The sequence below is a fragment of the Microlunatus spumicola genome, from assembly GCF_039536445.1.
Classification (GTDB): Bacteria; Actinomycetota; Actinomycetes; order Propionibacteriales; family Propionibacteriaceae; genus Microlunatus; species Microlunatus spumicola.
In genome coordinates this window covers 694,790-719,973 of record NZ_BAAAYR010000004.1, presented here as the reverse complement: position 1 = coordinate 719,973, position 25,184 = coordinate 694,790, and the positions used below count along the sequence as shown (strand labels likewise).

Below are 25,184 nucleotides of genomic sequence, written 5' to 3'. Positions count from 1 at the left end.
TCGTCAGGAGAGAGGCGTGGTGGGGCGGGTTCGTTGGAGACGAGTTTTCTGTGGGCCCGACGGCCTCAGCGGCGCCGTTCGTCGAGGGACAGCCGCAGCCGGGCCCGGACGAACGTCCGGGCCCGGTGGATCCGGTCCCGCACGGTCGTGAGCGGGAGGCCGAGCACCTCGGCGATCTCGTCGTAGCCCAGCTCGCCGAGGTCGGGGTACGCGGCGCCGAGCGCGTCCAGGCTCTCCAGCAGGTCGAGCCGGGTGCCGGCGATGACGCTGGTGGTCTGCGGGTCGACGCCCTCGAGCCACGGCGCGAGCCCGGCGACCTCGCTGCGGCGCCGGAGCGCACGGTAGGTCGCCCGCGCGCAGTTGGAGGCGATCACGGTCACCCAGCCGCGGAACGAGCCGCGGCCGGTCCAGCCGCCCAGGCCGCGGCTGACGGCGAGCAGGGTGTCCTGCGCCGCCTCCTCCGCGTCCGCCCGGTGGGGGAGGAACCGTGAGCACCGCCGCAGCACGAGGGGCTGCAGGCGCACGAGCAGCGCGTTCAGGGCCTCGGCGTCGCCGGCCTGCGCCGCCGGGACGAGGCCGTCGAGGTCCTCGTCCGTCGGCACGTCGTCATCCTCGTGCCCCCGCGGCGCGCCGGCGGTTGCCCCGCCGTCCGCGGCCGCCGCCGGTCAGGGCGTACGGCGCTGCCGGGAGATCTCGTAGAGCGCGATGCCCGCGGCGACCCCGGCGTTCAGGGACTCGACCGTCGTGGCGATCGGGATGGAGGCCAGGCTGTCGCAGGCCTCGCGGACGAGCCGGGAGAGCCCGGCGCCCTCGCTGCCGACGACGAGCACGAGCGGACCGGTGATGCCCTCGGTCGCCGGCAGGTCCGTGTCGGCCTCGCCGTCGAGGCCCACGAGCCGGAGCCCCGCGTTGGAGTAGGCGCGCAGCGTGCGGTTGAGGTTGGTCGCCCGCGCGACGGGCAGGCGGGCCGCCGCACCGGCGGAGGTCTTCCACGCGGCGGCGGTCATGCCGGCGGAGCGGCGTTCCGGGATCAGGACGCCGTGGGCGCCGAAGGCGGCGGCCGAACGGATGACCGCACCGAGGTTGCGCGGGTCGGTGATCGAGTCGAGGGCGACGATCAACGGCTCGGTGCCGGAGTCCAGGGCGCTCGCGAGCAGGTCGTCCGGGTGGGCGTACGTGTACTCGGGCAGCTGCAGGGCCAGGCCCTGGTGGATCGCGCCCGCGGTCATGCGGTCGAGCTCGGCGCGGGTGACCTGCAGCATCGGCGTGCTGCGGTCGGCAGCGAGCCGGAAGACCTCACGGAGCCGGTCGTCGCGCTCGGCGCCCTCGGCGACGTACGCCGACTTCACCGGGATCTCGGCCTCCATGGCCTCGAGGACCGCGTTGCGGCCGACGACCCACTCGGGCCCGGAGCCGGGCCGCCCGGTGCGCTTCTCCGGGGTGCGCCCGGAGGTGGGTCGCTCGCCGTTGGCCGCAGCCTTCTTGTGCGCGACGTGGTACGGACGGTCCTCCGCCTTGGGCGTCGGGCCGCGGCCCTCGAGGCCGCGACGCACGCGTCCGCCGGAACCGGCGGTGTTCCCCTTGCCCTTGCGCCGGACGGCGCCCTTGCGCTGGCTGTTTCCGGGCATCAGTCGTTCTCCGAGCTGGTTGTCGTGGCGTGCTTGAGGGACCATTCGGCGCCCTGCGGGGTGTCCGCGACCTCGACGCCCACGCGGGTGAGCAGGTCGCGGAGCGCGTCGGCGGTGGCGAAGTCGCGGTCGCGGCGGGCCTGGGCGCGCTGCTCCAGGACGGCGGCGACGAGCCCGTCGACCACGCCCTCGAGGCGGTCGTCTTGCGCCGACCCCGCCCAGGCCGGGTCGTCGAGGTCGAGGCCGAGGACGCCGAGCATCCCGCGGACCTCGGCGAGGGCGACGGCGACCGTCTCCCTGTCCTCCGCGTTGAGCGCGTTGTTGCCCTGCCGGACGGCGGTGTAGAGGACGGCGACGGCGCCGGGGGTGCCCAGGTCGTCGTTCATCGAGGCGGCGAAGGCGTCGGGCACGACCGGGTCGACCCGACCGGCGAGCACGGTGGCCCGCTGGACGAAGGTGTCGATCCGGTCCAGCGCGGCGGTCGCCTCGGCCAGCGACGTGTCGCTGAACTCGATCGCCGAGCGGTAGTGGGGCGCCGCAAGGTAGAAGCGCACCGCGCGCGGGGGGTAGGCCTTGACGACCTCGCTCACCAGCGCGCCGTTGCCGAGCGACTTGCTCATCTTCTCGCCGGCCGCGGTCACCCAGCCGTTGTGCATCCAGTAGCGGGCGAACCGCTGCCCGGCCGCCGTCGACTGCGCGAGCTCGTTCTCGTGGTGCGGGAAGCGCAGGTCGAGCCCGCCGCCGTGGATGTCGAACTCCGCGCCGAGGTACTTCGCGGCCATCGCCGAGCACTCCAGGTGCCAGCCCGGGCGGCCGCGTCCCCAGGGCGTCCACCAGGACGCGGTCTCGGGCTCGTCGGCCTTGTGGCCCTTCCACAGCGCGAAGTCGCGCGAGTCCCGCTTGCCGCGCGGGTCCGCGTCGGTGGCGGGCTCCATGTCGGCGACGGCCTGGTGCGACAGCTCGCCGTACGCCGGCCACGACAGCACGTCGAAGTAGACGTCCCCGGAACCGTCGGCCGCCGCGTACGCGTGCCCCCGGTCGATCAGGGTCTTGATCAGCTCGATCATCTCCGGGACGTGCCCGGTCGCGCGCGGCTCGTAGGTCGGCCGGAGGCAGCCGAGCGCGTCGTACGCGGTGTGCAGCTCGCGCTCGAAGCGGTAGGCCAGCGCCCACCAGGGCTCGCCGTTGGCCGCGGCCTTGGTGAGGATCTTGTCGTCGATGTCGGTGACGTTGGCGACCACGGTGACCTCGAGGCCGAGGTGGGTCAGCCAGCGGCGCAGGACGTCGAAGACGACCTCCTTGCGGATGTGCCCGACGTGCGGCGCCGACTGCACGGTGAGGCCGCAGTGGTAGATCGAGACCTTGCCCGGCTCGACGGTCTCGAGGTCGCAGACGGCGCTCGTCCGGGTGTCGTAGACGCGGAACCCGCTCGTGGCAGGCGTCTCCGCCCGCTCGTCCTCACCCGTCAGCACCGCGGAAGTCTAGCCGGGAGGGACCCCTGGCCCCGACCCGTCGTGCGTGGCCCGCCCGCTCGCCGACCTGTCCGCGCCCTGAGCCTGTCGAAGGGTCAGTTTTGCTCGGGCTGCTGCGCCATCAGGCGCCGCATGGCGTCGACGCCGTCGCGCAGTGCCTTCTGGTCCTTGCGCGAGAGCGAGGAGAGCATCGGCAGCACGCTGTTCCCGAGGCTGTGCCGCATCTCGGCCAGGCGGTCCCGGCCGAGGTCGGTGAGCCCGATCATCCAGGCGCGCGCGTCGCTCGGGTCGGCCGTGCGCGTGACCAGCTGCTGGGCCTCGAGCTTCTTGATGTGGTTCGTGATCGTCGGCTGCGAGCAGTTCTCCGCCACGGCGAGGTCGCTGATGCGCACCGCCCCGTGGTCGCGGATGCGGGCGAGCAGGCGGACCGCGGCGAGGCTCAGACCGAAGTCGGTGTCGCGGGGGACCCAGCGGACCACGCGGGCAGCGGTCGTGACCACGTCCTCGCCGAGCGCGAGCAGGTCGTCGTCCATCACCCCACCCTAACGGGGGTACCGAAGCGTGAGGCCCGTTCGCGACGGAGGCGGCGCGGCGCTCAGCCCTTGCCGGCCCGCGCGCGCAGCGCCGCGATGTCCAGGAACCCCTCCGGCACGGCTGCCGCGTCGTCCTCCGCGGCGCCCTCGTCGTCCTCCCACGGGTCGTACGGGGCGGACTCCTCGTCGTCGTCGTAGCCCTGCGACGGGTCGTACGGGTTGGCCAGCGGACCCATGGACGCCATCGAGGACAGGGCGATCTTCTCGTCGGGCAGGCTGCCGAGCACCGTGCGCATGTAGCTCTGCGCCGCCTCGTCGAGCGGGACCTCACGGCCCGCGCGCTCGCTGGCGAACCAGCGGTGCTCCAGGACCTCGTGAAACACCTCGGCGGGCTCGAGCTTGCCGCGCAGGTCGTGCGGCACGGAGTTCACCACGGGCTCGAAGCGGTCGGTCAGCCACTGGTGGGCGACGATCGACTCGTCGGCGCCCTGCTGGTCGGTCAGGGCGCGGAAGTAGTCGAGGTCGTTCAGCAGGCGGCGGGCCTGGTTCTCCTCGGTGTCGAGGCCCGTCAGGCGCAGCAGCCGGCGCTGGTGGTGCCCGGCGTCGACGACCTTGGGCTGGATGCGGATGGTCGAGCCGGCGAAGTCGGTGGTGATGTCGAGCTCGGCGACGTCGAAGCCGAGCGCGTTCAGGCGTCGTACGCGGCTGTCGATGCGGTGCATCTCGGTCCCGGAGAACTCCTCGACCTCGGTCAGCTCGCCCCACAGCTCCCGGTAGCGGCTCTCGATCGTCTCGACCAGGACCTGCGGGTCCAGGGCCTCGTCCAGCAGGCCGCCGGCCTCGAGGTCGCAGAACTCGCCGAAGAGGTTGGTCCGGGCGATCTGCAGGTCGTGCTCGCGCTGGCCGTCGGTGAGCTTCTCGTGCAGCTCGCCGGTCTCGGCGTCGACGAGGTAGGCCGCGAAGGAGCCGGCGTCGCGGCGGAAGAGCGTGTTCGACAGGGAGACGTCGCCCCAGAGGAAGCCGATCAGGTGCAGGCGCGCGATGAGCACGACCATCGCGTCGACGAGCCGGTTCACGGTGTCCTGGCGCACGCCGCGCGTGAACAGCGAGCGGTAGGGCAGCGAGAACTGCAGGTGCCGGGTCACCAGGACCGGGTCGAGCGGGTCGCCGTCCGGGTCGACGCGGCCGACCACGACGCCGACGGCCTCGACCGACGGGGTGTCGAGGCGCTCGAGGTCGCGCAGCAGCGAGAACTCGTGGCGCGCGAGGTGCTCGATGACCTCCTTGACCGCGTAGACCTCCCGGCCCACGCGCACGAAGCGCACGACGTGGCGCGAGATGCCGCGGGGGAGCGCGACGAGGGTGTCGGTCGGCCACTCCGCCAGCGGTGTGCTCCAGGGCAGGGTGATCAGACGGGTGTCGGGCTTGACCGACAGGAAGCGGGGCACGCTCTCATCCTCCCAGCCGCGGTGGACCTGCGGGACGCACGACGCCCCCCTCCCGCGGCGGGAGGGGGGCGTCGTGGCTGTGTCAGACCAGCCTGTTCAGACCGGCGTGCTCAGCTCAGCGGGCGTTGTCCGGGGAGATCCGGTCGCCGCTCGCCTTGGAGAACACGTGGACGTGGTCCGGGTCGATCCGCAGCCGGACGGTCGTCCCGCGCTGCGGAGGCGTCCGGCCCGAGATGCGGGCGGTGATCTGGTTCGCCGTGAGGCGGGCGTCCTCGTCGAGGCCGGAGACGGTCCCGTAGAGGAACGCGTCCGCACCCAGCTCCTCGACGACGGCGACGTCGATGCCGATGCCGTCGTTGCCCTCGCCCAGGGTGAAGTTCTCCGGACGGATGCCCAGCATCAGGTTCTGCTCGTTCGACGCCCGGGCGAGGGTCTCGCGCGGGACGGGGACGACGTAGTCACCGATGTGGATGCCGTCGGCGGAGACCTTGCCCTCGATGAGGTTCATGGCCGGGGAGCCGATGAAGCCGGCGACGAAGAGGTTCTTCGGCTTGTCGTACAGGTTGAGCGGCGTGTCGCACTGCTGCAGCAGGCCGTCCTTGAGCACCGCGACGCGGTCGCCCATCGTCATGGCCTCAACCTGGTCGTGGGTCACGTAGACGGTGGTGACGCCCAGACGGGTCTGGAGCGCCGCGATCTGCGTGCGGGTGGAGACGCGGAGCTTGGCGTCGAGGTTCGACAGCGGCTCGTCCATGAGGAAGACCTGGGGCGAACGCACGATGGCGCGACCCATGGCGACGCGCTGGCGCTGACCACCGGAGAGGGCCTTCGGCTTGCGGTTGAGGAAGTCCTCCAGGCCCAGGAGCTTGGCGGCCTCGGCCACGCGCGTCTGACGCTCGGTCTTGCTGACGCCGGCCATCTTGAGCGCGAAACCCATGTTGTCGCCGACGGTCATGTGCGGGTAGAGCGCGTAGTTCTGGAACACCATCGCGATGTCCCGGTCCTTCGGCGGCAGGTCCGTGACGTCACGGTCGCCGATGTAGATCGAACCCTGGTTGATCTCCTCCAGGCCGGCGAGCATCCGCAGCGAGGTGGACTTGCCACAACCGGAGGGCCCGACGAGGACCATGAACTCGCCGTCGCCGATCTCGAGGTTCAGCTTGTCGACGCTGGGGTGGTCCGCCCCGGGGTAGACGCGGGTCGCGTCCTTGAAGTTGACTGTGGCCACGCCACACTTCCTTTCCACGGGCAGGTACGTGCCCGACGATCCGTAGTGGAAAAAACGCGTAGCGCCCTAGACGCAGCGCTGCGCAAGACGGACTGTAGCCGAGCGCCCCTCATCCCGGCCAGTACCTCCTCCCCGCGCTCTGCGGACGGCGTCTGCGCCCCACGAGTCACAGGACTTTCACGTTTACGTGAAAGACCGGTACTGACCACGGCAGATCTGCCGTGGTGAGTACGAGAGTTCCGTGGTCAGTGCGTCCGCGACGGGGGCCGATGCCGTCGCGCCGCCCCGTACGCGGGCCTTACAGCAGCTGGATCAGCTCGCTGCCGTCGTCGGTGCCGAAGTCGTCGACGACCGCCGTGACCTCGAGGCCGTCGAGGGTCACCATGCCGCCGTAGTTCGTGAGGAACGCGGTGTCGGCGGCGTCGCGGCCGGTGGCGACGCGCAGCAGGCTCTGCCGCGGCGCCAGCTTGGTGGCGTCGACGACGAACCAGCCGCCGGGGCTGCCGTCAGGGGTCTGCTCGAGGTACGCCTCGCAGACCGCGTGGTACTCCATCGGGCTCAGGCCGGGGGCGAAGACGGCGGCGAGGCGGGCGGGGACGTTCAGGGCGCGGAGCAGCGCGATGCAGAGGTGCGCGTAGTCGCGGCAGACCCCCTGCCGCCCGAGGAACGTCCGGACGGCGCCGTCGGTCGGCAGGCTCGAGCCGGGGACGTACGTGAGGATGTCCGCCACCCAGGTGGAGACGGCGTCGAGCAGCTCGGCGCCGTGCAGCCCCGAGAACTGCGCCGCGGCGGTCGGCGCGAGGCTGTCCGACTCGCAGTAGCGGCTGGGGCGCAGGTAGGTGATGAGGTCGAAGTCGTCGACCGGCGGCGGGGCGGCCTGGCCCTCGACCACGGCCGCGTAGTCCATGAGGACCTTGCTGCCGATCGCGTCGAGCACGTGCATCCGGTTCCCGGTGATGTCGACGAGCTTGCGCGCGACGACCGGGACGCCGTCCACGCTCAACGCCATCGACTCGCTCGCGAAGGGCACCCCCTGCGCCGCGGCGACGGCGAACACGAGGCGGGCGGGCGCGGAGAGCCCGAGGTCCAGGTGGCTGGTGACGCTGCGCTTCACGTCCCGGATCCTTCCGGAACCGCCGCGTCCCGTCATCTCGGCGGGCGTGCCCTGAGACGTCTGCTCGTTTCCGCCCCCGAGATGCCCCTCAGGACCTCCTGTGAAGGCTCACATCGCGATCTCGGGGTCGGAAGTGAGCAAGAAACCGTCAGCACTCGACGATGTTCACGGCGAGGCCGCCGCGCGAGGTCTCCTTGTACTTGATCTTCATGTCGGCGCCGGTCTCCATCATGGTCTTGATCACCTTGTCCAGGCTGACCGTGTGCCGGCCGTCGCCGTGCAGCGCGAGGCGGGCGGCGGTGACGGCCTTGACCGCGCCGACGGCGTTCCGCTCGATGCACGGGATCTGCACCAGGCCGCCGACCGGGTCGCAGGTCAGCCCGAGGTGGTGCTCCATGCCGATCTCGGCCGCGTTCTCGACCTGCGCCGGCGTCCCGCCCAGCACCGCCGCGAGCGCGCCCGCGGCCATGGAGCACGCCGTGCCGACCTCGCCCTGGCACCCGACCTCGGCGCCCGAGATCGACGCCGTCTGCTGGTAGATCGCCGCGATCGCGCCGGCGGTGAGCAGGAACCGCACGACCGTCTCCTCGGTCGGCCCGGGCAGGAACGTCACCGCGTAGTGCAGCACCGCCGGGATCACGCCGGCGGCGCCGTTCGTCGGGGCGGTGACGATGCGCCCGCCGGAGGCGTTCTCCTCGTTGACCGCCAAGGCCCAGACGGTCAGCCAGTCCAGCGCCGCCAGCGGGTCGGCCTTGCTGACCTCACCGAGGGCCACCGCGGCCGCGTCGACGTCGGCGCGTCCGTCGAGGGAGGCGCGCAGGTCGGCGGCGCGACGGCGGACCTTGAGGCCGCCGGGCAGCACGCCCGGGGTCGTGGTCCCGTTCGCGACGCAGGCGACCATGACCTCCCACAGGTGCAGCAGCCCCTCGCGGACGTCGGCCTCCGACGAGCGCGCGGCCTCGTTCGCCAGCATCACCTCGGCGATGCTCAGCCCCTCGCTCTCGCACTGGGCGAGGAGCTCGCCCGCGGTGCGGAAGGGGTAGGGCACCGCCGTCGTGTCGGGCTTGAGCGTCGGGCTCCCGGAACCGTCGTCGTCCAGCACGAACCCGCCGCCGATGGAGTAGTACGTGCGGCTGACCAGCTCGACCCCGTCGCGGTCCCATGCCGTGCAGGTCATGCCGTTCGGGTGGAAGGGCAGCGAGCGCCGCCGGTGCATGACCAGGTCCTCGTCCGCGTCGAAGCCGATCTCGTGGTGCCCGCCGAGCCGCAGCCGCCCGCGCTCCTTGATCTCGCGGGCCAGCCCGGGGGCCGCGGCCGTGTCGATCGTCTCGGGGTCGAGCCCCGTCAGGCCCCACAGCACCGCCCGGTCGCTGCCGTGCCCGTGCCCGGTGGCGCCGAGCGAGCCGAACAGCTCGACCTTCACCCGGCGCGTCTCGCGCAGGAGCCCGGACGCGGCGAGCGACTCCACGAACCGCTTCGCCGCCCGCATCGGCCCGACGGTGTGGGAGCTCGACGGACCGATACCGACGGTGAAGAGCTCGAAGACACTGACCACGGGGCCAGTGTGCCGCCTCCCACGCTCCCTGAGCCTGTCGAAGGGTCAGACGCCCTGGCGCTCGCGCTCCGCGGCGAAAACGTCGTACGCCTTCTGGTCGCGCAGCACGAACCGCACCTCCGCGACCTCGGTGGTGGCGGCGGCGACCGTGGCGAGCGCGATCCGCGCGGCGTCGTCCATCGGCCACCGGTACGCGCCGGTCGAGATGGCCGGGAAGGCGACCGTCCGCGCGCCGACCTCGTCGGCCACGGCCAGCGAGCGGGTGTGGCACGAGGCCAGCAGGTCCGACTTGTCGATCGTCTTCGCCCACGTCGGCCCGACCGTGTGGATGACCCAGCGGGCGGGCAGGTCGCCGGCGGTCGTCGCGACGGCCTCGCCCGTCGGCAGCCCCTCCCGGAACGTCGTCTTCCGCACCCGCCGGCACGCCTCCAGCAGCTTCGGCCCGGCGGCCCGGTGGATCGCTCCGTCCACCCCGCCGCCGCCCAGGATCGTGTGGTTGGCCGCGTTCACGATCGCGTCCACGTCCTGCGTGGTGAGATCGCCGAGGACGAGCGTGATGCCGGGCATGCCGACCACGCTAGGACGAAGGGTGCTCCTCGGCGCGGGAGTTCCGGTAGGCCACGAGCCAGAGCGCGAGCTGCAGGTCGGTCCGGTTCCGCCCGAGCCGCAGGTCGACCCCCGTCAGCTGCTCGATGCGGTCGAGCCGGTGGTAGAGCGTGGTGCGGTGCAGGTGCGCCTGCTCGGCGGCCGCCGCGACGTCGCCGCCGAGGTCGAGGACCGTACGGGCCGTGCTCATCAGGTCGGGCCGGGGGAGGGCGGCGAGGGTCTCCGCCGCGGGGTGCAGCGCCGCGACCGGGAGGTCGTCGGGCGCCTCGACGACCAGGCGCCAGGCCCCGAGCGCGTCCCAGGACACGGGGTCGAGCAGGCCGCCGGCGCGGACGACGTCCAGCGTGACGCGGGCGCGGCGTACGGCCTCGGCCAGGTCGGCGAGGGGGAGCGGCGCACCGCTCGTCGCGGGGTGCGGACGCGGGCCCGCGACGTGCGCCCGGAACCCGTCGGCCAGCGCCCAGCCTCCGCGGCGTACGGCGTCGACCTGGACCCGCGCGTCGGGCGCGAGCCGTTCCAGCCGCGCGAGCTCGGCCGCCGCCTCCGGGTCGCGGCCGCGGAGCAGGACGCGGAGGAGCTGGTCGCGCTGCAGGGCGACGTCGCGCCGCGACACCTCCGCCCGGGCCAGGACCCCGGCCGCCTGCTCGGCGCACCCGACGATGGCGGGGAAGTCCTGCGGGGCCACCCGGTCCTCCGGGTCGAGCACCCAGAGCAGGCCCAGCAGCTCGTCGCCCAGGTGCACGGGCATGCACCAGCGCGCCCACATCTCCAGCTCGGGGATGCCCGGCGTACGGACGGGGGCGACGGCGTGGGCCAGGTCGAACGTCCGGACCGCACGCGCCACGTCGGTGTCCACGCGGCGGTTGAGGATCGTCCGGACCCGGGTGCCGTCGACCGGGCCCCGGGTGGACCACCAGACCGGGCGTCCGCGCCGGTCCTCGACCAGCACCGAGAGGTCCAGGCGCGCGGCGAGCCGGTCGACGCCGCGCTGGACGTCCTCGTGCCCGTCGGGCTCGGGCTGCGGCTCGGACGTGGTCGGCATGAGGGTGGTCAGCCTAGGGGGAGGCGTTCGACTTCTGTCGAAGACGCCGGCTCGCGTACGCGGCGGTCTGCGGCGAGCGCAGGGGGTGACGATGACGGGGCCGAGGTCCAGCGGCAGTCGCCTGCCGCGGACCTCGGCCCCGTCGGGGAGGAGGGTGTTCCCTCGCTAGTGCGCGCTCGCCTTCTCCGCGCCCGCGCCGGTGAGGGAGCGGACCTCGAGCTCGTCGTAACGGGTCTGGCTCGAGGTGTCCTTGCTCAGCAGGGTCCCGACGATGCCGCAGAGGAAGCCGATCGGGATCGACACCAGGCCCGGGTTGCGCAGCGGGAACCAGGCGAAGTCGGCGTTCGGGAACAGCGACGTCGCGGTCCCCGAGCCGACCGGGGAGAAGATCACCAGCACCACGGCGGCGATCAGGCCGCCGTAGATGCTCGCGGTCGCCCCGGCGGTGTTGAAGCGGCGCCAGAAGAGGTTGAAGAGCAGCGCCGGGAGGTTCGCGGAGGCGGCGACGGCGAAGGCCAGCGCGACGAGGAACGCGATGTTCAGCCGCTGCGCCGGGATGGCCAGCGCGATGGCGACCGCGCCGATCCCGAACGCCGCGATCCGCACGACGATCATCTCGCTCTTCTCCGACGCCTTGCCCTTCTTGATCACGCTCGCGTAGATATCGTGCGCCACCGACGACGCCGAGGTCAGCGTCAGGCCGGCGACGACGGCGAGGATGGTCGCGAAGGCGACCGCCGAGATCAGGGCGAGCAGCACCGCACCGCCGAGCGTGCCCTCACCGCCGCCGACCGCCTGGGCGAGTAGCGGCGAGGCCGCGTTGCCGGACGACGTGGCGATCGGGCTGCCCTTGGACGTGTCGACCAGGGCCGCCGCACCGAACCCCAGCACCAGCGTCATCAGGTAGAACGCGCCGATGAGGCCGATGGCCCAGAGCACCGACTTGCGGGCGGCCTGGGCGGTCGGGGTCGTGTAGAAGCGGATGAGGATGTGCGGCAGGCCGGCGGTGCCCAGCACCAGCGCGAGGCCCAGGGACAGGAAGTCGAACTTGCCGACCAGGTCCTTGCCGTAGAGCTGGCCCGGCTGCAGGAAGGCCTCGCCCTTGCCCGACTTCTCCGCGGCCGCGCCGAGGAGCTCGGACAGGTTGAAGTGGAACTGCGCGAGCACCAGGATCGTGATCAGCAGCGTGCCGATGATCAGCAGCACGGCCTTGACGATCTGCACCCAGGTGGTGCCCTTCATGCCGCCCAGGGTCACGTAGACGATCATGAGGATGCCGACGCCGATGATCACCAGGTTCTTGACGCCGGGGCTGCTGACGCCGAGGAGCAGCCCGACGAGGCTGCCGGCGCCGACCATCTGCGCGAGCAGGTAGAAGATCGACACGACGATGGTCGAGGACGCGGCCGCCGTGCGGACGGGCACCTGCCGCATCCGGAACGCCAGCTGGTCGGCCATCGTGTAGCGCCCGGAGTTCCGGAGCAGCTCGGCGACCAGCAGCAGCGCCACGAGCCAGGCGACGAGGAAGCCGATCGAGTAGAGGAAGCCGTCGTAGCCGTAGAGGGCGATCGAGCCGGAGATCCCCAGGAACGAGGCGGCGGACATGTAGTCGCCGCCGATGGCGAGACCGTTCTGGAAGCCGGTGAACGAACGTCCGCCGGCGTAGTAGTCGGCCGCGGTCTTGTTCTGCCGTGAGGCCCAGAAGGTGATGCCGAGCGTCACGGCGACGACGGCGAGGAACAGCGCGATCGTCAGGCCCCGGTTGTCGCTGGTGGCCAGCGGCGTGAGCAGCGGCGTCATCGCCCGGTCTCCTTCTCGTAGCGGCGCCCGAGCTTCGTGGCCAGCGGGTCGAGCTCCCTGCTGGCGTGGCGCGAGTAGAGGTACGCGATGACGAAGGTCGAGAGGAACTGCAGCAGTCCGAAGACCAGGGCGACGTTCACGTGCCCGACGACCCGGGTGTCCATGAAGTCGCGCGCCCAGTTGTTGCAGACGACGTAGGTGACGTACCAGACCAGGAACGCGATCGTCGCCGGGACGGCGAAGCGGCGGTAGCGCCGCTTCAGCTCGGCGAAGTCCGGGTCCCTCGCGAGGTCCGTGTACGCCTGCTCGTCGCGCTTGCGCTGGGAGCCGGGTGCGGGTCCACGCCGCGTGCGTGCCATCTGTGACCTCCGTTGGTCGCCGTGATTGAGCAGGACCATATAGGCCACTGGTCTGCTGGTCGAGCGACCCACCGCGTTTCCTGGGCGCGTTCCCACGGGTCAGCCGCGCAGCAGCTCCAGCAGCGCGGCGGGCGACTCGAGCTGGGGGAGGTGCCCGGTGCGGGGCAGCAGGACGAAGCGCGCCCCGGGGATCGCCCGCGCGTACGCCCGCGCGACCTCGGCGTCGACGATGCGGTCCGCCTCCCCGGCCACGACGAGCGTTTGGACGCTGATCCGGCCGAGCCGGTCGGCGAGGGTGGGATCGGTCATCGTCGGGCCGCCGTAGACCGCGAGCGCGGCCCGGTTGCCGGGCATCGCCGCCAGCAGGGCCGGCGGCAGGGTCGCCGGGTCGAGCCGGAACCGGTCCGGCTCGAAGTAGCTGAGGTCCGCGACCTCGTCGAGGCTGAGCGCGAAGAAGTCCGCCGGCCGGTGGTCGGGCACGTCCAGCCCGACGGCCCCGACCAGCGTGAGGTCGCGCCAGCGGTCCCGCGCCCGGGCGCCGACCAGGGCGGCGAGCTCGGCCGCGGCCCAGCCGCCGATCGAGTTCCCGACCACGCTCAGGTCGTGCAAGTCGAGGCGCTCGACCAGCGTCGCGTACGTCGCCGCCAGCCCTCGCATGGCGTCGAGCGCGACGGGCCGTTCCGTGCCGCCGAACCCGGGGTGCGTGGGCACGACGACGCGGACGCCGGCCTCGGCGGCGAGCAGGTCGGCGAAGGCCGACACGGACTGCGGCCCCGCACCGCCGTGCAGGAGGAGGACAGGCCGGCCCTGGCCGTGCTCGTCGACGCGCACCGGCACGGGGCCGATCCCGTCGACGTCGAGCGCGTACGTGGTCGTGCTGGTGGGAATGGTCTGCGTGGTCACGAGTTCTATCTAAGCACGTTTAGATAAGGATACTTCTCTGGACGGTAGGGTTCGGTCATGACGTCGTCGCTCCAGGAGGTCGGCCTCGCGGTCAAGCGGCTCCAGTGGCGCCACCACCGCGCCGCCAACGCCCGGCTGGCCGAGCTCGGGCTCTCGCTGGTCCAGTGGGACGTGCTGCGCCACCTGCGCCGCGAGCCCGAGGCGTCGCTGCACGACCTGGCGGTGCTCACGTTCCAGACGGACCAGTCGATGGGTGCCCTCGCCACGCGGATGGTCAAGCGCGGGCTGATCGACCGGGTGCAGGGACCGGGTCGTGCGGTCCGCCACCGCCTGACCGACCGCGGTGAGGACGCCCGCCGCGCGGGCAGCGCGCTCATGGACGAGGTCCTCCAGGCGTCGTTCGGCGCCCTCGGCCCGGAGCAGGTCGACCAGCTCCACGCCCTCCTGACCCTGACCGAGCCCGAGCCCGAGAACGCCCCCTGAGCCTGTCGAAGGGCCTCGAAGAGGTCGGCCGATTTGAGCCGAAGAACGCCCCCTGAGCCTGTCGAAGGGCCTCGCAGAGGTCGGCTCTCCGAACCCCCAACGCCCCAGCCTCAGTGCTGCGAGACCGTCTTCTGCCGCTTCGGCAGCACGTGTAGCACCGCCACGACGACGGCCCCGACCACGAGCCCGATCACCGCGGACGCGAGGGTGTTGACCAGCCAGGCGAGCACCCCGCCGAGCGCCGGAACCCCGTGCACGGCCTCCTCGGCGGCGTGGACGAGCCCGTAGGGGCCGTGCCAGCCGAGGTCGTTCGTGCCCACGAGCAGGATGTGGCCGCCGACCCAGAGCATCGCGGCCATGCCGACCGCGGAGAGCAGCGCCAGCAGCTTGGGCATCCCCTGCACCAGCAGCGTGCCGACCTTGCGGGCCGAGCCGGACTCGCGGCCGGACAGGTGCAGCCCGACGTCGTCCATCTTCACGATCAGCCCGACGACGCCGTAGACGAGCAGCGTGATCGCGATCCCGACCACGATCAGGATGACCGCGCGGGACAGCAGCCCCTCGTCGGCGACCTCGTTCAGCGAGATCACCATGATCTCGGCGGAGAGGATGAAGTCGGTGCGGATGGCGCCCTTGACCATCAGCTTCTCCTGGTCGGCGCCCTGGACGACCGCGGGCTGGTCCTCCTCCTCGGGGTGGTGCCCGCTGACCTTCTCGTAGATCTTCTCGACGCCCTCGAAGCACAGGTAGACGCCGCCGACCATGAGGATCGGCGTCAGCGCCCACGGCAGGAACTGGCTCAGCAGCAGGATCGCCGGGAGGATGATCAACAGCTTGTTGCGCAGCGAGCCCAGGGCGATCTTCTTGATCATGGGCAGCTCGCGGTCGGCCGTGAAGCCGTGCACGTAGCGCGGGGTGACCGCGGTGTCGTCGACCACCACGCCCGCCGCCTTGGCGCTCGCCCGTCCGGCGGCGGCGCCGACGTCGTCGACGGAGGCGGCCGCCAGCTTGGCCATGGCGGCCACGTCGTCCAGCAGGGCCGCGAGCCCGCCACTCATCGGGCAGGCCCTGGTCGCGTCGTCATGCGCAGACGTTACCGGGACGGACGTCCACCCCGCCTGTCCTCGGAGGGGAAGCACCCTCGGCGCAGCGGCTCCACCACGGAGCCCTCCTGCGGCATCCCCTCCGCCCGCTCGACCGGGCGCCGACCGCGTACGAGCTCCTCCCGGAACCCCAGGAACGTCACCGGCACCCCGTGCGCCCGCGTGACGTCGGGATGGTCGGTCGCCTGCACGTGGACGTGCGGCTGGGTGCTGTTGCCCGAGTTCCCGCAGGTGCCGAGCACCTGACCCGTTCGCACCCGGTCGCCGACGCGGACCCGGAGCGAGCCTCGCCGCAGGTGCACCAGGAACACGAATGCCCGCCCGTCCGCGAGCGCGAGGCCGACGTGGTTGCCGGCCACCGCGGCCGCGCCCGCACGCACCCGCGCCGGCTGGGCCCACAGGTAGGGGAGCAGGGCCACGGAACGTCGGGCCGCGTGGTCGGGCTCGCCGTCGTGCACGACCACCACCTCGCCGTCCGCCGGGGCGAGGATCGGCCGGTCGAACCCGACGAACCGCCCGTTGGGCTCGGTCGCCAGGAGGCTTCGCCAGTCACGCCGGACCGCCGTCGCCCGGCCCGCGCCGACCGCCACGAAGTCGATCGCGTACGTGCTGCCGAGCAGGTCGGTGCCGTGGCTCGGGACGCGGCGTGCCGGGCTGTTCTGCACGAGCCACCGTCCGGTGAACGGCAGCGCGAGCGGGACCGGCGGCGGTGTCATGACGCCCTGCGCCACCAGGGGATCGAGGTCAGGTCGACGGGCACGCTGTGCTCGGCGGGACCCTCGACGACGCTGCCGTCCTCGCCCGCCCAGCGTCCCGGCGGGAAGGCGACGTGCCGCGTCTTCGCCTCCGCGTGCAGCACCGGGGCGCACAGCAGGTCCTCGCCGAGCAGGAACGCGTCGGTCACCCGCTCGTAGCCGGGGTGGTGGAAGGCCAGGGATCGCAGCACCGGTTCGCCGGTCGTGGAGGCGTGCTCGACCAGCGCGAGGATCTCGGGCAGCAGCCGCTGGCGGAGCGCGACCGCCGCGGTCACGGCCGCCAGGTGCTCGGCGTCCAGCACCCGCCAGGGCGCGAGCGAGAACTGCATCATCGGGCTCAGCGCCGCGACCTGCGCCCACCGCACGAACAGCTCGGCGTCCAGCGGGTCGCCGTCGAGGAACCCGCCCAGCTCGCCGCCGCCGATCATGTCGGGGCAGCCGTACGGGTGGCCGATGAGCCCCTGCGCGACGAGGTCCGGGACGAGCGAGGCGAGCCCGTCGGCGTCCCAGGTCGGGCGCTTGTCGTGCAGGCGCTGGGCGAGCGGCTGGCCACCCTCCTTCCAGCAGGCCCGCAGCTCGTTGAACGGGTACTGCACGGCGAACTTCGCGTACGCCTCGCACTGCGCGGTCGGGCTCAGCGGTCCGCCGCCGGCCTGCGTGACGTCGGTGGCGCGGTGGTCGCGCAGGTCGCCGGCGTCGAACTTGAACCCGTCCACCCCGTACGCGTCCCGCAGCTGGTCCAGCTCGCGGCGGAACCACGCGACGGCGTCGGGGTTCGTGAGGTCGAGCAGGGTGCTGAAGCCGTTCCACCACTCGCGCACGACGGGCCGGCCGTCGGCCTCGCGGACGACCCAGCCGCGCGTGACGGCGGTGCGCGAGTTCTCGCTGTCGGGGCTGATGAACGGGACCACCCAGAGCATCACCGCGAAGCCCCACGCGTGCAGCTGGTCGGTCATGGCCGCCGGGTCCGGGAAGCGCGACGGGTCGAAGCGCCAGTCGCCGTAGTCCTCCGACCACCGGTCGTCGATCATGAGCAGCCCGGGCGGGAAGCCGGCGTCCAGCACCCCCTGCGCGTACGCCAGCACGCCCTCCTGCGTCGGCGCGTACGGCATCTCGATCCAGGTGTTGTACTGCGGCGCGCTGAACATCAGCCCGTCCGGCGTGCTCCCGCTCGCGGGGAAATGATCATGCGCGGCGGCGCGGAAGGCGTCGCCCAGGGAGCCGTGGACCGCCGCCGAGGATCCCTGAGCCCCCGCTGACGATCCCTGAGCCTGTCGAAGGGTCACGCCCTCCCCGGTGACCTCCAGCCCGTCCTGCCCGTCGAAGGCGAACGTGAACGGGTCGTCGGACCAGACGTAGCGGCCGTGGCTGGACAGCAGCAGGGGAGCGGACTGGTTCGCGCCCGCGGTGGGGTCGTCGAGCAGTCCGGAGTTCGTCGCGAGCTCGCGCCGGTGCGGCTCCGCGCCGAACGGCATCCGCGTCCCGTCGGCGACCGCGCCGCCCCACCACCACTCGCCCGGCTCGACCTCGATGCGCACCGGCTTATCCTGCCGGTGCGCCCATCGGGTCGGCGCCGCGGGCTAGCTCGACTCCTCGACGTCGAAGAAGATCGCCTTGAATCCGGCCGCGCCCAGCTTCTGCACGTCGCCGAACCAGGCGCCCGCCTCGGCCGTCGTGACGGCCGCGCTCGCCGCGTCGTAGTCGGTGAAGTAGAGGTCGACGATCCGGTACGCCGGCGTGGGGGAGCCGTCCTCCTTGGGCCAGACCTTGGCCGCCTCCACGCGCTGCACCCCGGGCAGCGCGCGGGCCAGGTCGACGTGGCCCCGGTAGCCCTCCTCGAACGCCTCCGGGTCCGTCGGGTTGTCGAACAGCACCGTGATCTTGGTGGGCATGTCTCTCCTCGCTCGGGTGGCCGCTGCGCGGGATGGCTCTCGAGCCGACGGGCAGCGATCGGAACGTAGCCCCGTACGACTCCTCCTGACCAGGCCCCGAGAGGGACCGGCAGACGAACGGGAGGCGGCGGCAAGGCCCGGCAAGAGGGTTCGGCAAACCTGACAGAACTGTCATCTGCACGACAGGGACCCGTCAGCGCCGCCCGATGAAGTAGGGGACGTCGGAGAGACCGACCACAACCTCCAGGAGCGGACACCATGTCGATCACCACCAACGTCAAGCGCGCGACGGCCCTCGGCGGCGCCGGCCTCCTCGTCTCGCTGGGCCTCGCCTTCGCGGTCCCCACGACGGCCTCGGCCGCGACCCCCACCTGCAACGGCCTCGTCGCCACGATCGTCGGCACCGACCGCGCGGACGACATCGAGGGCACCCGCGGCGACGACGTGATCGTCGGCCTCGGGGGCAACGACGAGATCGACGGCAACGGCGGCAACGACACCATCTGCGGCAACGCGGGCGACGACGAGATCGACGGCGGTTCCGGGAACGACTGGCTGCAGGGCAGCACCGGCAACGACGAGATCGACGGCGGCTCGGGCAACGACAAGGTCTTCGGGTCGACCGGCGACGACGACCTCGAGGGCGGCAGCGGCAAGGACACCGTCGACGGCTACAGCGGCAACGACCGCCTCGAGGGCAACTCCGGGAAGGACCGCCTCTTCGGCCACGCGGGCGACGACTTCCTGGAGGGCAACGGCAGCCGCGACACGCTCGACGGCGGCGCCGGCACGAATCAGACGTTCCAGGGCAGCGCCTCCGAGCGGGCCGAGGACGCCTGGGAGCGTCAGTACCGCGGCGACGACGACTGAGCCTGACCCCGCTTCCTGAGCTCCACCGCGCTCCCTGAGCCCGGCGGAGGGAGCGAACGCCGAGGGGCCGTCCACGAGGGCGGCCCCACAGGCGCGCACGGGACAATGTCAGCCACGAGGAGGAACCCAGTGCCCCCAACGACGTCGCGTCGACGCCTGACCACCGCTGCGGTGGTGCTGGCCGTCGCCGCGCTGCTGGCCCTCACGGCGTGGCTGCTCACCCGGCCCGACCCCGAGGAGACCGTCGCTCCCGTGGTGGTCGACGAGGTCAGCGCCGCACCGCCCGTGCCCGGTCAGGCCGGTCCGGCCCAGGAGCAGATCGAGGCGCTCGACCGGCTCACCGGCGACCTGCGCCACGGCGGGGACACCGCCGAGTTCGTCCTCGACGACATCGAGCTGGACTTCGGCCCCGACGCCTGGGTGCTGACGGCGCCCGCGACGGCCGACTTCGACGGGAACGGCACCGTCGAACCGCTCCTCACCGAGCTGCAGGCCCTGGTCGGTAAGCCGGTCACCGCGATGGTCCGGCTCGACGAGGACGGCGACGACGCCGACGTGTTCGTGCTGAACGAGCGCACCTACCGCGACAGCACCGGGGCCAACCTGCCCTGGCAGCCGGTCGAGACCACCGGCACCCCGGTCTCCGCCGAGGTCGTCCGGTCCGCCGCCACCCGGGCCGTCGGCAGCGGTGCCCGCGTCACCGAGCTCGAACGGGTCCGCGCCGGCCGGGTCGCCTGGGAGGCGACCGTCGTCGACGACCGGGGCGGCGAGCACTCCGTGCTGCTCGGGGCCGACGGCGCCGTGCTCGACCTGCGCAAGGCGGACTGAGCCGCCGTGGCGATGGTGCTCCTGATCGAGGACGAGGTCGGCATCTCCGACTTCGTCCGCCGCGGCCTGGAGTCGGCCGGCTTCACGGTCGTCGTCGCCGCGGACGGGCTGAGCGGGCTGAAGCTCGCCCAGCACGACGACGTCGAGCTCGTGATCCTCGACCTCGGGCTGCCCGGGCTCCCCGGCGAGCAGGTGCTCGCGCGGCTGCGGTCCGTACGCCCCGCCGTGCCCGTCATCGTCCTCACCGCCAAGGGCGCCGTGCAGGACCGCGTGACCAACCTCGAGGCCGGCGCGAACGACTACGTCGTCAAGCCGTTCAGCTTCAGCGAGCTCCTCGCCCGTGTCCGCGTCCAGCTCCGCCGTCCCGAGCAGACGTCGTCGGTCCTGCTCGAGGCCGGCGGCCTCACCCTCGACGTCCGGACGCGCGAGGTCAGCGTCGACGGGGCCAGTGCGACCCTGTCGTCGCGCGAGTTCACCCTGCTCGAGGTGCTGATGCGCCACCCCGGCCAGGTGCTGTCGCAGACCCAGCTGCTCGACCAGGTGTGGGGCTACGGCTTCGACGGCGCCTCGAACGTCGTCGAGACCTACGTGCGCCACCTGCGCCGCAAGATCGGCGCCGAGCGGATCCAGACCGTACGGCGCGCCGGCTACCGGCTGGTGCTCGAGTGAGGCACTCCCTCTTCGTCCGGATCGCTTCTCTCGCTCTCGGGATCCTGGCGATCACCATGCTGGCGGCGGCACTGCTCACCGCTCAGCTCATCAGGGTCGAGCAGCGCGAGGACCTGGACGAGGTGCTGCGGCGCGAGGTCACCGCTCTGGCCCTGGGCCTGCCCGACCAGCTGGCCGAGGCGAGCGGGGCCGACGGGGTCGCCGACGCCGCGGAGGTCGACGTGGCCGTCCAGCGCTACCTCGCCCTGCACCCCGGCAGCCAGCAGCACCTGACCGTCGTGACCTTGGGTTCGCGGACCCTGAGTACCCAGGATGGTCCGCCTGAGCTGGTGGAGCTGTCCCGCTCCGATGCGCTGCCTCGAGGAACCGTGGGTCGCCTCCTGACCGTCGGGTCGTCCGCCGGCCCGCTGCGGGTGCTGAGCGCCGACGTGGTCTCGCAGGGTCAGGCGATCGCGCAGGTGTCGGTCTTCGGGCCGCTGGGGCCGAGCCTCGACTCGGCGCGGCAGGCGTTCGCCCGGATCGCTTTGGCCAGCGCGATCGGGCTCGTGCTGGGCGGGGTGGTCCTGCTGGTCGCCCTGCGGCGCGCCTTGCGCCCGGTGCACGAGCTCGCCTCAGCGGCGCGCTCGGTGGATCTGCGTGACCTGAGCAGTCGTGTTCCGGAACCCGAGGGCCGCGACGAGGTCTCCGCCATGGCGGGGGAGTTCAACCGGATGCTCGACCGCATCCGCGACGACGAGGACAAGCGCAAACAGCTTCTCGCCGCGATCTCCCACGAGCTGCGTACGCCGCTCGCCGTGGCGCGGGGGCACCTCGAGCTGCTGGAGACGCTCGGTCCGGAGGAGGGTCAGACGGCCGCCGACACCGCCGCGATCGCTCGGCGAGAGCTGGATCGGCTGAGCCGGATCGTGGATGACCTGACGGCACTGAACTCAGGTTCAGACCGAGCTGACGTCGAGATCGGGCCGGTGTTCGCACCGGACGTGATCGATGCCCTGCGGGACCGGGTGGCGGGGTTGGGCTACACCGACGTGGAGATTCTCGACGCGCCGCCAGTGGTCGCGCTTGGCGACGAGGATCGGTTGACGCAGGCCCTGCTCGCCCTCGTCGTCAACGCGCGGACGCACACCCCGCCCGGGACTCCCGTGTCGGTGCAGACGGAGTCGGTCGACGGTCACGTCGCGTTCCGCGTGTCCGACACGGGTCCGGGGCTGGCTCCCGACGTGGCCGAGCGGGCATTCGAGCCGTTCGTGACGACGAAGAACCTCGGCCCCAGTCGAACGTCCGGGCTCGGCCTGAGCGTGGTCAAGGCGATCACCGAGGCCCAGAGCGGGAGCGTGACCCTGGCGTCCGGCGCTGGCGGCACGACGATCGACGTTGCTCTGCCGCTGGACGATTGAGCGCGCAGTGGCGGGCGGCGCTACCGCTCTGCCGCACTAGCGGCGTCCTTTTGCAGGACTGGCGTGGTCGGCCACTATTCTTCGCATGCCACCTAACTGAGCGGACATCGACCCTATTGGTTCAAGACGTCTAACTTATCGAGGTCGCTGACTAACGCTTGTAGTAGAGCGGCCTGCACGATAGGAAACTTGGCAGGAGCTAGCGTGGCCGGACTTGCGCTGCTAGCCGAGTACTTCTTGAAGGCTTGGCCAATCTTCTTCTTCTTGGCTGCAACTGCTCCCGGCTTGCCGTGATCGACGTCATGTTGCAGACCAGTTCGGAGGAGATTTACGTCTTCAAAGGACGAAGGAACCGAAGTTAATCGTTGTCCGGCAGCTTCTCGAAAGATGAAGTAAAGGTCGGATATGAGCGTCGTGTACTGATCGAAGTCCAAGATGGGCGTCCGGATATGGCTCATGGCGCCTGCAGTCTTATTGGTCGCCTTAAAAAAGTCATGGCCGTACTTCGCCGAATATTCATCATTCTTCGTAGACACTAGAACCTCTAGTTGTCCGGTCAGGCGAGCAATATCCTTCTCCATGCTGCCAACCTGTAGAGCACTCGCACCAAGTACTTCAATCCATTCTGGATCGAAGAGCAGCATCTTTCGTACGAGAATTTCGTGTCTACGCTTAGGTCCGACCTTTACGTTCGCTGAGAGTGTTCGTTGAAAGTCCAAGTAGTCATGGTCGGTCGCCTTCTGACCGAGCTCCACTTGGCTTGCAAGTTCAGAGCCGAATTTCTCCATGAAGGCCCGAAATAGCTCTTCAGTGCCGCCTGCTTTCCCGGTTTGTACGATCTTGGCAGCAAGGGTGATCGTAGATTGAATTGTACTTCGATTGCGTAGCACCGGGCTCTTGCTAGGGAACGAATCATTTAGGTAGCCCAGTGTCTTGAATAGAAGGAGTGCCACGTTTGATTTCTCGGAGAACAGGTTATTCGCCTCGAACACTGCCTTCAAGTCGTCGTATCTAAGGCCGACGTCAATGGTGTCCACTTCGATACTCAAAGCTTTAGAAGCTATGTCGAAGTAAGCTTTTCGAGTGTCCTTGATTGATACTTTTGCCGTGAAGAAAGGATGCTTGGCTAGAGAGCGCGCGAATTTCGTCAGGTTTCCGGCAACCGAGTTAAGACGCTCGGCAGCTGTGAGTTGCATGCCGCCTTGTAGGCGCTGAAAGAACGTCTGCAGGTCGCCATCGCTGGCTTCCGTGATCTCGTCGTACTCGATCTCGAAGTCATCGAAGGCGTCACTCGCCGTTTCGGGGAGTTCTTGGTACCCAGCCGCGCCATGTCTCGCTGCAGAATCGGGGGGCAGTTCTAGAGTGCCGTCCATGAACTCGAAGATGGCGGACAGACGTTGCTGCCCGTCTACGACTTCATACTCGACTGGGTCTTCCGACGTTCTCGCAAAGTAGAGCTTCGGGAGCTTCCAGCCTCGCAGGATCGAATCGATCAGCAGTTGCTTGCGTTCTGTCGACCAGACTTCGTCGCGCTGCCACTCTGGAATGTCGTACCTATTGCGGCGCTTGTAGACCTTGTCCAACGCCATCGTCCGAGCGTCCATCTTCACAGCTTGAATCCTCACTCGGTAGGGATGCATTCCTTGAGCTGACGGTCGGACTCGAACCGACAACCGCCTGTTTACAAGACAGGTGCGCTACCAATTGCGCCACGCCAGCAGGGTGGGGACAGGGTACCGAAGTTGGGCTGGCTAGGCGCCGCGTCAGACGCCCGGCCCGGCCAGGAAGGCGGTGCCGAACCCCGTGGCCGTGACGAGACTGGCCGCCTCGAGGAACGCCGCCTGCCCCTGCTCGACGACGAGGTCCGTGCTGTCGGACGACAGCGTCACCGAACCGTCAACCACGATCAACGCGCGGCCGGACTCCGTATCCGGCACCCCGACGGCCGACCCCGCGGGCTGAATACGCCACAGCGCGAACTTGGTCGCCGGGGTGGGGTAGCGGACGACGCCGTCGGACACCGGCTCGGGGGAGAGCGTCTCGCCGGGGATCGGGTGGAAGTCGAGGATTTTGGTGAGCTCGTTGACGTCGACGTGCTTGCTCGTGAGCCCGCCGCGTAGGACGTTGTCGGAGTTCGCCATGATTTCGATGCCCGCGCCGTGCAGGTAGGCGTGCAGGTTGCCCGCGTCGAGGAAGATCGCGTCGCCGGGCTGCAGGACGACGCGGTTCATCAGCATCGCGGCGAGGACGCCGGGGTCGTCGGCGTAGTGGTCGGACAGCAGGCGCACGGTGTCGGTTAGCTGCGCAAGGTCGCCGCCGGCCGCGTTCGCGTCAAGAGCCTCGGCCTGCTGCGCGATCTCTGCGATGTACGACTGCGGGTCGTCGAGCCGCATGATCGTCGTGAACACGCGCTCGAGCCGCTCCTCGGCCGGCCGCGAGGTGTCGCCGAGCGGCGCCATCAGCTGCAGGGTCTTCTCGCCGCCCAGCTGCTGGACGAGCGCGAAAGTGCGGTCCGGATCCCGGAACCCGCACAGCGCCTCCGACTCGACCAGCGCGCAGAGCAGCTCGGGCTTGGGCCAGTCGTCCTTGTAGAGCCGGTTCTTCGCGTCAGCAGGGACGCCTGCCTTCTCCTCTCGTGCGTAGCCCTCCTCTGCCTGCTTCCGGGAGGGGTGGGCCTGGAGCGACAGAGGTTCGGCGGCGGCGAGGACCTTGAGCAGGAACGACAGCCGCGGACCGAACTCCTTCACCGATGCGACTCCGAGGACGCCCTCGGGGTCGGCGTCGATGAGGGCGTCGATCGACCGGCCGTCGAGCGTGGCCGGCGCGCTCGGGTGGGCGCCCAGCCACAGCTCGGCCTGCGGCTCGTCGGTCGGCTCGGTCCCCAGGAGCGCGGGGAGGAACGTCTTCGAGCCCCAGGCGTACGGCTGCACGACGCCTTCCATGCGCAGGATCACGACGGCAGCCTAAGGAGGCCAGGTGAGGCGTACAGGCGTTCCCGGCGGACTGCCAAGACGGCGAGGCGAATGACATCCCTGTCATTCGGTGCCTACGATGCACGGCATGGCGTTCCTCCCCGACTCCCGACAGGCGCAGACCCCGTCGCAGACGGTGCCGCTGAGCGAGCGCGACACCGAGATCCTCGCGTTCGAGCGACAGTGGTGGAAGTACGCCGGCGCCAAGGAGCAGGCCGTCCGCGAGAAGTTCCAGATGTCGGCCACGCGCTACTACCAGGTGCTCAACGCCCTGATCGACAAGCCCGAGGCCCTCGCCGTCGATCCGTTGCTGGTCAAGCGGCTCCGCCGGCTGCGCGAGACGCGGCAGCGGGTTCGCTCCGCGCGGCGGCTCGGGATCGACCTCACGAACGACTGAGGTTCGTTCCGCCCCTCCCTCAGGACCCGCTCGCGGGTGCGGTTTCACGCGCCCTTCGACAGCTCCCGAAACGTGGCCGAGTCCGCCTGAGCTACAGGCTTTAGCCACTACCTACAGCGTGTAGGTTTGG

At 71.0% G+C, this 25,184-nt stretch carries 25 protein-coding genes and 1 tRNA gene; 6 read left to right on the top strand and 20 right to left on the bottom strand.

Annotated elements, in window-relative coordinates; genetic code table 11:
- Positions 1-65 precede the first annotated feature (65 nt).
- The 13 genes from ABD665_RS16255 to ABD665_RS16195 all read right to left on the bottom strand — a co-directional run bounded on the left by ABD665_RS16255 (position 66) and on the right by ABD665_RS16195 (position 13,688).
- Positions 66-602, bottom strand: coding sequence for a sigma-70 family RNA polymerase sigma factor (locus tag ABD665_RS16255; protein WP_204909993.1), 537 nt, complete (start codon positions 600-602; stop codon positions 66-68).
- 63 nt (positions 603-665) lie between these two features.
- Positions 666-1,628 carry a 23S rRNA (guanosine(2251)-2'-O)-methyltransferase RlmB gene (gene rlmB / locus ABD665_RS16250; protein WP_204909992.1) on the bottom strand — a complete coding sequence of 321 codons (963 nt, stop codon included), beginning with the start codon at positions 1,626-1,628 and terminating at the stop codon, positions 666-668.
- Positions 1,628-3,097 carry a cysteine--tRNA ligase gene (cysS, locus tag ABD665_RS16245; protein ID WP_425562182.1) on the bottom strand — a complete coding sequence of 490 codons (1,470 nt, stop codon included), beginning with the start codon at positions 3,095-3,097 and terminating at the stop codon, positions 1,628-1,630. Before cysS ends, rlmB begins: the two co-directional genes overlap by 1 nt.
- Before the next feature lie 98 nt (positions 3,098-3,195).
- Entirely contained in the window at positions 3,196-3,633 is a 438-nt protein-coding gene (locus ABD665_RS16240; protein ID WP_204909990.1) for a MarR family transcriptional regulator, read from the bottom strand.
- A gap of 62 nt (positions 3,634-3,695) precedes the next feature.
- Positions 3,696-5,081, bottom strand: a complete 1,386-nt coding sequence (locus ABD665_RS16235) for a DUF4032 domain-containing protein (RefSeq protein ID WP_204909989.1) — start codon at positions 5,079-5,081, stop codon at positions 3,696-3,698.
- Between the two features lie 115 nt (positions 5,082-5,196).
- Positions 5,197-6,309, bottom strand: coding sequence for a sn-glycerol-3-phosphate ABC transporter ATP-binding protein UgpC (locus tag ABD665_RS16230; RefSeq protein WP_204909988.1), 1,113 nt, complete (start codon positions 6,307-6,309; stop codon positions 5,197-5,199).
- 298 nt (positions 6,310-6,607) lie between these two features.
- On the bottom strand, positions 6,608-7,423 hold the full coding sequence (locus ABD665_RS16225) for a transglutaminase-like domain-containing protein (protein WP_344742526.1): 816 nt from the start codon (positions 7,421-7,423) through the stop codon (positions 6,608-6,610).
- 148 nt (positions 7,424-7,571) lie between these two features.
- Positions 7,572-8,978, bottom strand: a complete 1,407-nt coding sequence (locus tag ABD665_RS16220) for an L-serine ammonia-lyase (RefSeq protein WP_204909986.1) — start codon at positions 8,976-8,978, stop codon at positions 7,572-7,574.
- A 45-nt stretch (positions 8,979-9,023) separates the two neighbouring features.
- On the bottom strand, positions 9,024-9,545 hold the full coding sequence (locus ABD665_RS16215; protein WP_204909985.1) for an O-acetyl-ADP-ribose deacetylase: 522 nt from the start codon (positions 9,543-9,545) through the stop codon (positions 9,024-9,026).
- A 10-nt stretch (positions 9,546-9,555) separates the two neighbouring features.
- Positions 9,556-10,626, bottom strand: a complete 1,071-nt coding sequence (locus tag ABD665_RS16210) for a helix-turn-helix domain-containing protein (protein WP_204909984.1) — start codon at positions 10,624-10,626, stop codon at positions 9,556-9,558.
- A 165-nt stretch (positions 10,627-10,791) separates the two neighbouring features.
- Positions 10,792-12,426 (bottom strand): sodium:solute symporter family transporter, encoded by a 1,635-nt coding sequence (locus ABD665_RS16205; protein WP_204909983.1) that lies wholly within the window; start codon positions 12,424-12,426, stop codon positions 10,792-10,794.
- A complete protein-coding gene (locus ABD665_RS16200; protein ID WP_204909982.1) occupies positions 12,423-12,785 on the bottom strand; it encodes a DUF485 domain-containing protein in 363 nt (120 codons plus the stop codon). The genes ABD665_RS16205 and ABD665_RS16200 overlap by 4 nt, the downstream gene beginning before the upstream one ends.
- 99 nt (positions 12,786-12,884) lie before the next feature.
- Positions 12,885-13,688, bottom strand: coding sequence for an alpha/beta fold hydrolase (locus tag ABD665_RS16195; protein ID WP_204909981.1), 804 nt, complete (start codon positions 13,686-13,688; stop codon positions 12,885-12,887).
- Positions 13,689-13,745: 57 nt separating this feature from the next.
- Between ABD665_RS16195 and ABD665_RS16190 the strand changes: the two genes are divergently transcribed.
- Positions 13,746-14,171, top strand: a complete 426-nt coding sequence (locus tag ABD665_RS16190) for a MarR family transcriptional regulator (protein WP_204909980.1) — start codon at positions 13,746-13,748, stop codon at positions 14,169-14,171.
- A 110-nt stretch (positions 14,172-14,281) separates the two neighbouring features.
- Here ABD665_RS16190 and ABD665_RS16185 read toward each other — a convergent pair whose 3' ends face one another.
- From ABD665_RS16185 to ABD665_RS16170, 4 genes are read right to left on the bottom strand one after another with little or no spacing between them, the layout of a single operon-like run.
- Complete coding sequence (locus ABD665_RS16185) at positions 14,282-15,229, bottom strand: DUF808 family protein (RefSeq protein ID WP_204909979.1); 948 nt, start codon at positions 15,227-15,229, stop codon at positions 14,282-14,284.
- Between the two features lie 35 nt (positions 15,230-15,264).
- Complete coding sequence (locus ABD665_RS16180) at positions 15,265-15,990, bottom strand: peptidoglycan DD-metalloendopeptidase family protein (protein WP_204909978.1); 726 nt, start codon at positions 15,988-15,990, stop codon at positions 15,265-15,267.
- A complete protein-coding gene (locus ABD665_RS16175; protein ID WP_344742525.1) occupies positions 15,987-17,567 on the bottom strand; it encodes a glycoside hydrolase family 31 protein in 1,581 nt (526 codons plus the stop codon). The genes ABD665_RS16180 and ABD665_RS16175 overlap by 4 nt, the downstream gene beginning before the upstream one ends.
- 42 nt (positions 17,568-17,609) lie before the next feature.
- Positions 17,610-17,921 carry an EthD family reductase gene (locus tag ABD665_RS16170; RefSeq protein WP_204909977.1) on the bottom strand — a complete coding sequence of 104 codons (312 nt, stop codon included), beginning with the start codon at positions 17,919-17,921 and terminating at the stop codon, positions 17,610-17,612.
- 258 nt (positions 17,922-18,179) lie between these two features.
- On the opposite strand from ABD665_RS16170, the gene ABD665_RS16165 reads away from it, so the two are divergent.
- From ABD665_RS16165 to ABD665_RS16150, 4 genes are all read left to right on the top strand, one after another.
- Positions 18,180-18,791 carry a hypothetical protein gene (locus ABD665_RS16165; RefSeq protein WP_204909976.1) on the top strand — a complete coding sequence of 204 codons (612 nt, stop codon included), beginning with the start codon at positions 18,180-18,182 and terminating at the stop codon, positions 18,789-18,791.
- Positions 18,792-18,920: 129 nt separating this feature from the next.
- Positions 18,921-19,619 (top strand): hypothetical protein, encoded by a 699-nt coding sequence (locus tag ABD665_RS16160; RefSeq protein ID WP_204909975.1) that lies wholly within the window; start codon positions 18,921-18,923, stop codon positions 19,617-19,619.
- 12 nt (positions 19,620-19,631) lie between these two features.
- Complete coding sequence (locus ABD665_RS16155) at positions 19,632-20,288, top strand: response regulator transcription factor (RefSeq protein ID WP_344742591.1); 657 nt, start codon at positions 19,632-19,634, stop codon at positions 20,286-20,288.
- Between the two features lie 56 nt (positions 20,289-20,344).
- Entirely contained in the window at positions 20,345-21,685 is a 1,341-nt protein-coding gene (locus ABD665_RS16150) for an ATP-binding protein (protein WP_204913628.1), read from the top strand.
- A gap of 113 nt (positions 21,686-21,798) precedes the next feature.
- Here the strand turns inward: ABD665_RS16150 and ABD665_RS16145 are convergent, their stop codons facing one another.
- The 3 genes from ABD665_RS16145 to manA form a co-directional block, all read right to left on the bottom strand.
- Positions 21,799-23,289, bottom strand: coding sequence for a DUF262 domain-containing protein (locus tag ABD665_RS16145; RefSeq protein ID WP_344742590.1), 1,491 nt, complete (start codon positions 23,287-23,289; stop codon positions 21,799-21,801).
- Between the two features lie 42 nt (positions 23,290-23,331).
- A tRNA-Thr gene (locus ABD665_RS16140) sits at positions 23,332-23,404 on the bottom strand.
- Between the two features lie 44 nt (positions 23,405-23,448).
- Positions 23,449-24,639 carry a mannose-6-phosphate isomerase, class I gene (gene manA, locus ABD665_RS16135; protein WP_204913626.1) on the bottom strand — a complete coding sequence of 397 codons (1,191 nt, stop codon included), beginning with the start codon at positions 24,637-24,639 and terminating at the stop codon, positions 23,449-23,451.
- Positions 24,640-24,745: 106 nt separating this feature from the next.
- Here manA and ABD665_RS16130 point away from each other — a divergent pair, with 106 nt between their 5' ends.
- Positions 24,746-25,054 carry a DUF3263 domain-containing protein gene (locus tag ABD665_RS16130; protein WP_204913625.1) on the top strand — a complete coding sequence of 103 codons (309 nt, stop codon included), beginning with the start codon at positions 24,746-24,748 and terminating at the stop codon, positions 25,052-25,054.
- Positions 25,055-25,184: the final 130 nt, after the last annotated feature.

Excerpts from the sequence above, each read along its gene's own strand:
- rlmB (WP_204909992.1), bottom strand. The coding sequence starts at position 1,628 with ATGCCCGGAAACAGCCAGCGCAAGGGCGCCGTCCGGCGCAAGGGCAAG.
- ABD665_RS16185 (WP_204909979.1), bottom strand. The coding sequence starts at position 15,229 with ATGAGTGGCGGGCTCGCGGCCCTGCTGGACGACGTGGCCGCCATGGCC.
- ABD665_RS16205 (WP_204909983.1), bottom strand. The coding sequence starts at position 12,426 with ATGACGCCGCTGCTCACGCCGCTGGCCACCAGCGACAACCGGGGCCTG.
- ABD665_RS16170 (WP_204909977.1), bottom strand. The coding sequence starts at position 17,921 with ATGCCCACCAAGATCACGGTGCTGTTCGACAACCCGACGGACCCGGAG.
- ABD665_RS16210 (WP_204909984.1), bottom strand. The coding sequence starts at position 10,626 with ATGCCGACCACGTCCGAGCCGCAGCCCGAGCCCGACGGGCACGAGGAC.
- ABD665_RS16165 (WP_204909976.1), top strand. The coding sequence starts at position 18,180 with ATGTCGATCACCACCAACGTCAAGCGCGCGACGGCCCTCGGCGGCGCC.
- ABD665_RS16190 (WP_204909980.1), top strand. The coding sequence starts at position 13,746 with ATGACGTCGTCGCTCCAGGAGGTCGGCCTCGCGGTCAAGCGGCTCCAG.
- ABD665_RS16200 (WP_204909982.1), bottom strand. The coding sequence starts at position 12,785 with ATGGCACGCACGCGGCGTGGACCCGCACCCGGCTCCCAGCGCAAGCGC.
- ABD665_RS16150 (WP_204913628.1), top strand. The coding sequence starts at position 20,345 with ATGCTGGCGGCGGCACTGCTCACCGCTCAGCTCATCAGGGTCGAGCAG.
- ABD665_RS16130 (WP_204913625.1), top strand. The coding sequence starts at position 24,746 with ATGGCGTTCCTCCCCGACTCCCGACAGGCGCAGACCCCGTCGCAGACG.
- ABD665_RS16145 (WP_344742590.1), bottom strand. The coding sequence starts at position 23,289 with ATGGACGCTCGGACGATGGCGTTGGACAAGGTCTACAAGCGCCGCAAT.
- ABD665_RS16240 (WP_204909990.1), bottom strand. The coding sequence starts at position 3,633 with ATGGACGACGACCTGCTCGCGCTCGGCGAGGACGTGGTCACGACCGCT.
- ABD665_RS16180 (WP_204909978.1), bottom strand. The coding sequence starts at position 15,990 with ATGACACCGCCGCCGGTCCCGCTCGCGCTGCCGTTCACCGGACGGTGG.
- ABD665_RS16155 (WP_344742591.1), top strand. The coding sequence starts at position 19,632 with ATGGTGCTCCTGATCGAGGACGAGGTCGGCATCTCCGACTTCGTCCGC.
- ABD665_RS16215 (WP_204909985.1), bottom strand. The coding sequence starts at position 9,545 with ATGCCCGGCATCACGCTCGTCCTCGGCGATCTCACCACGCAGGACGTG.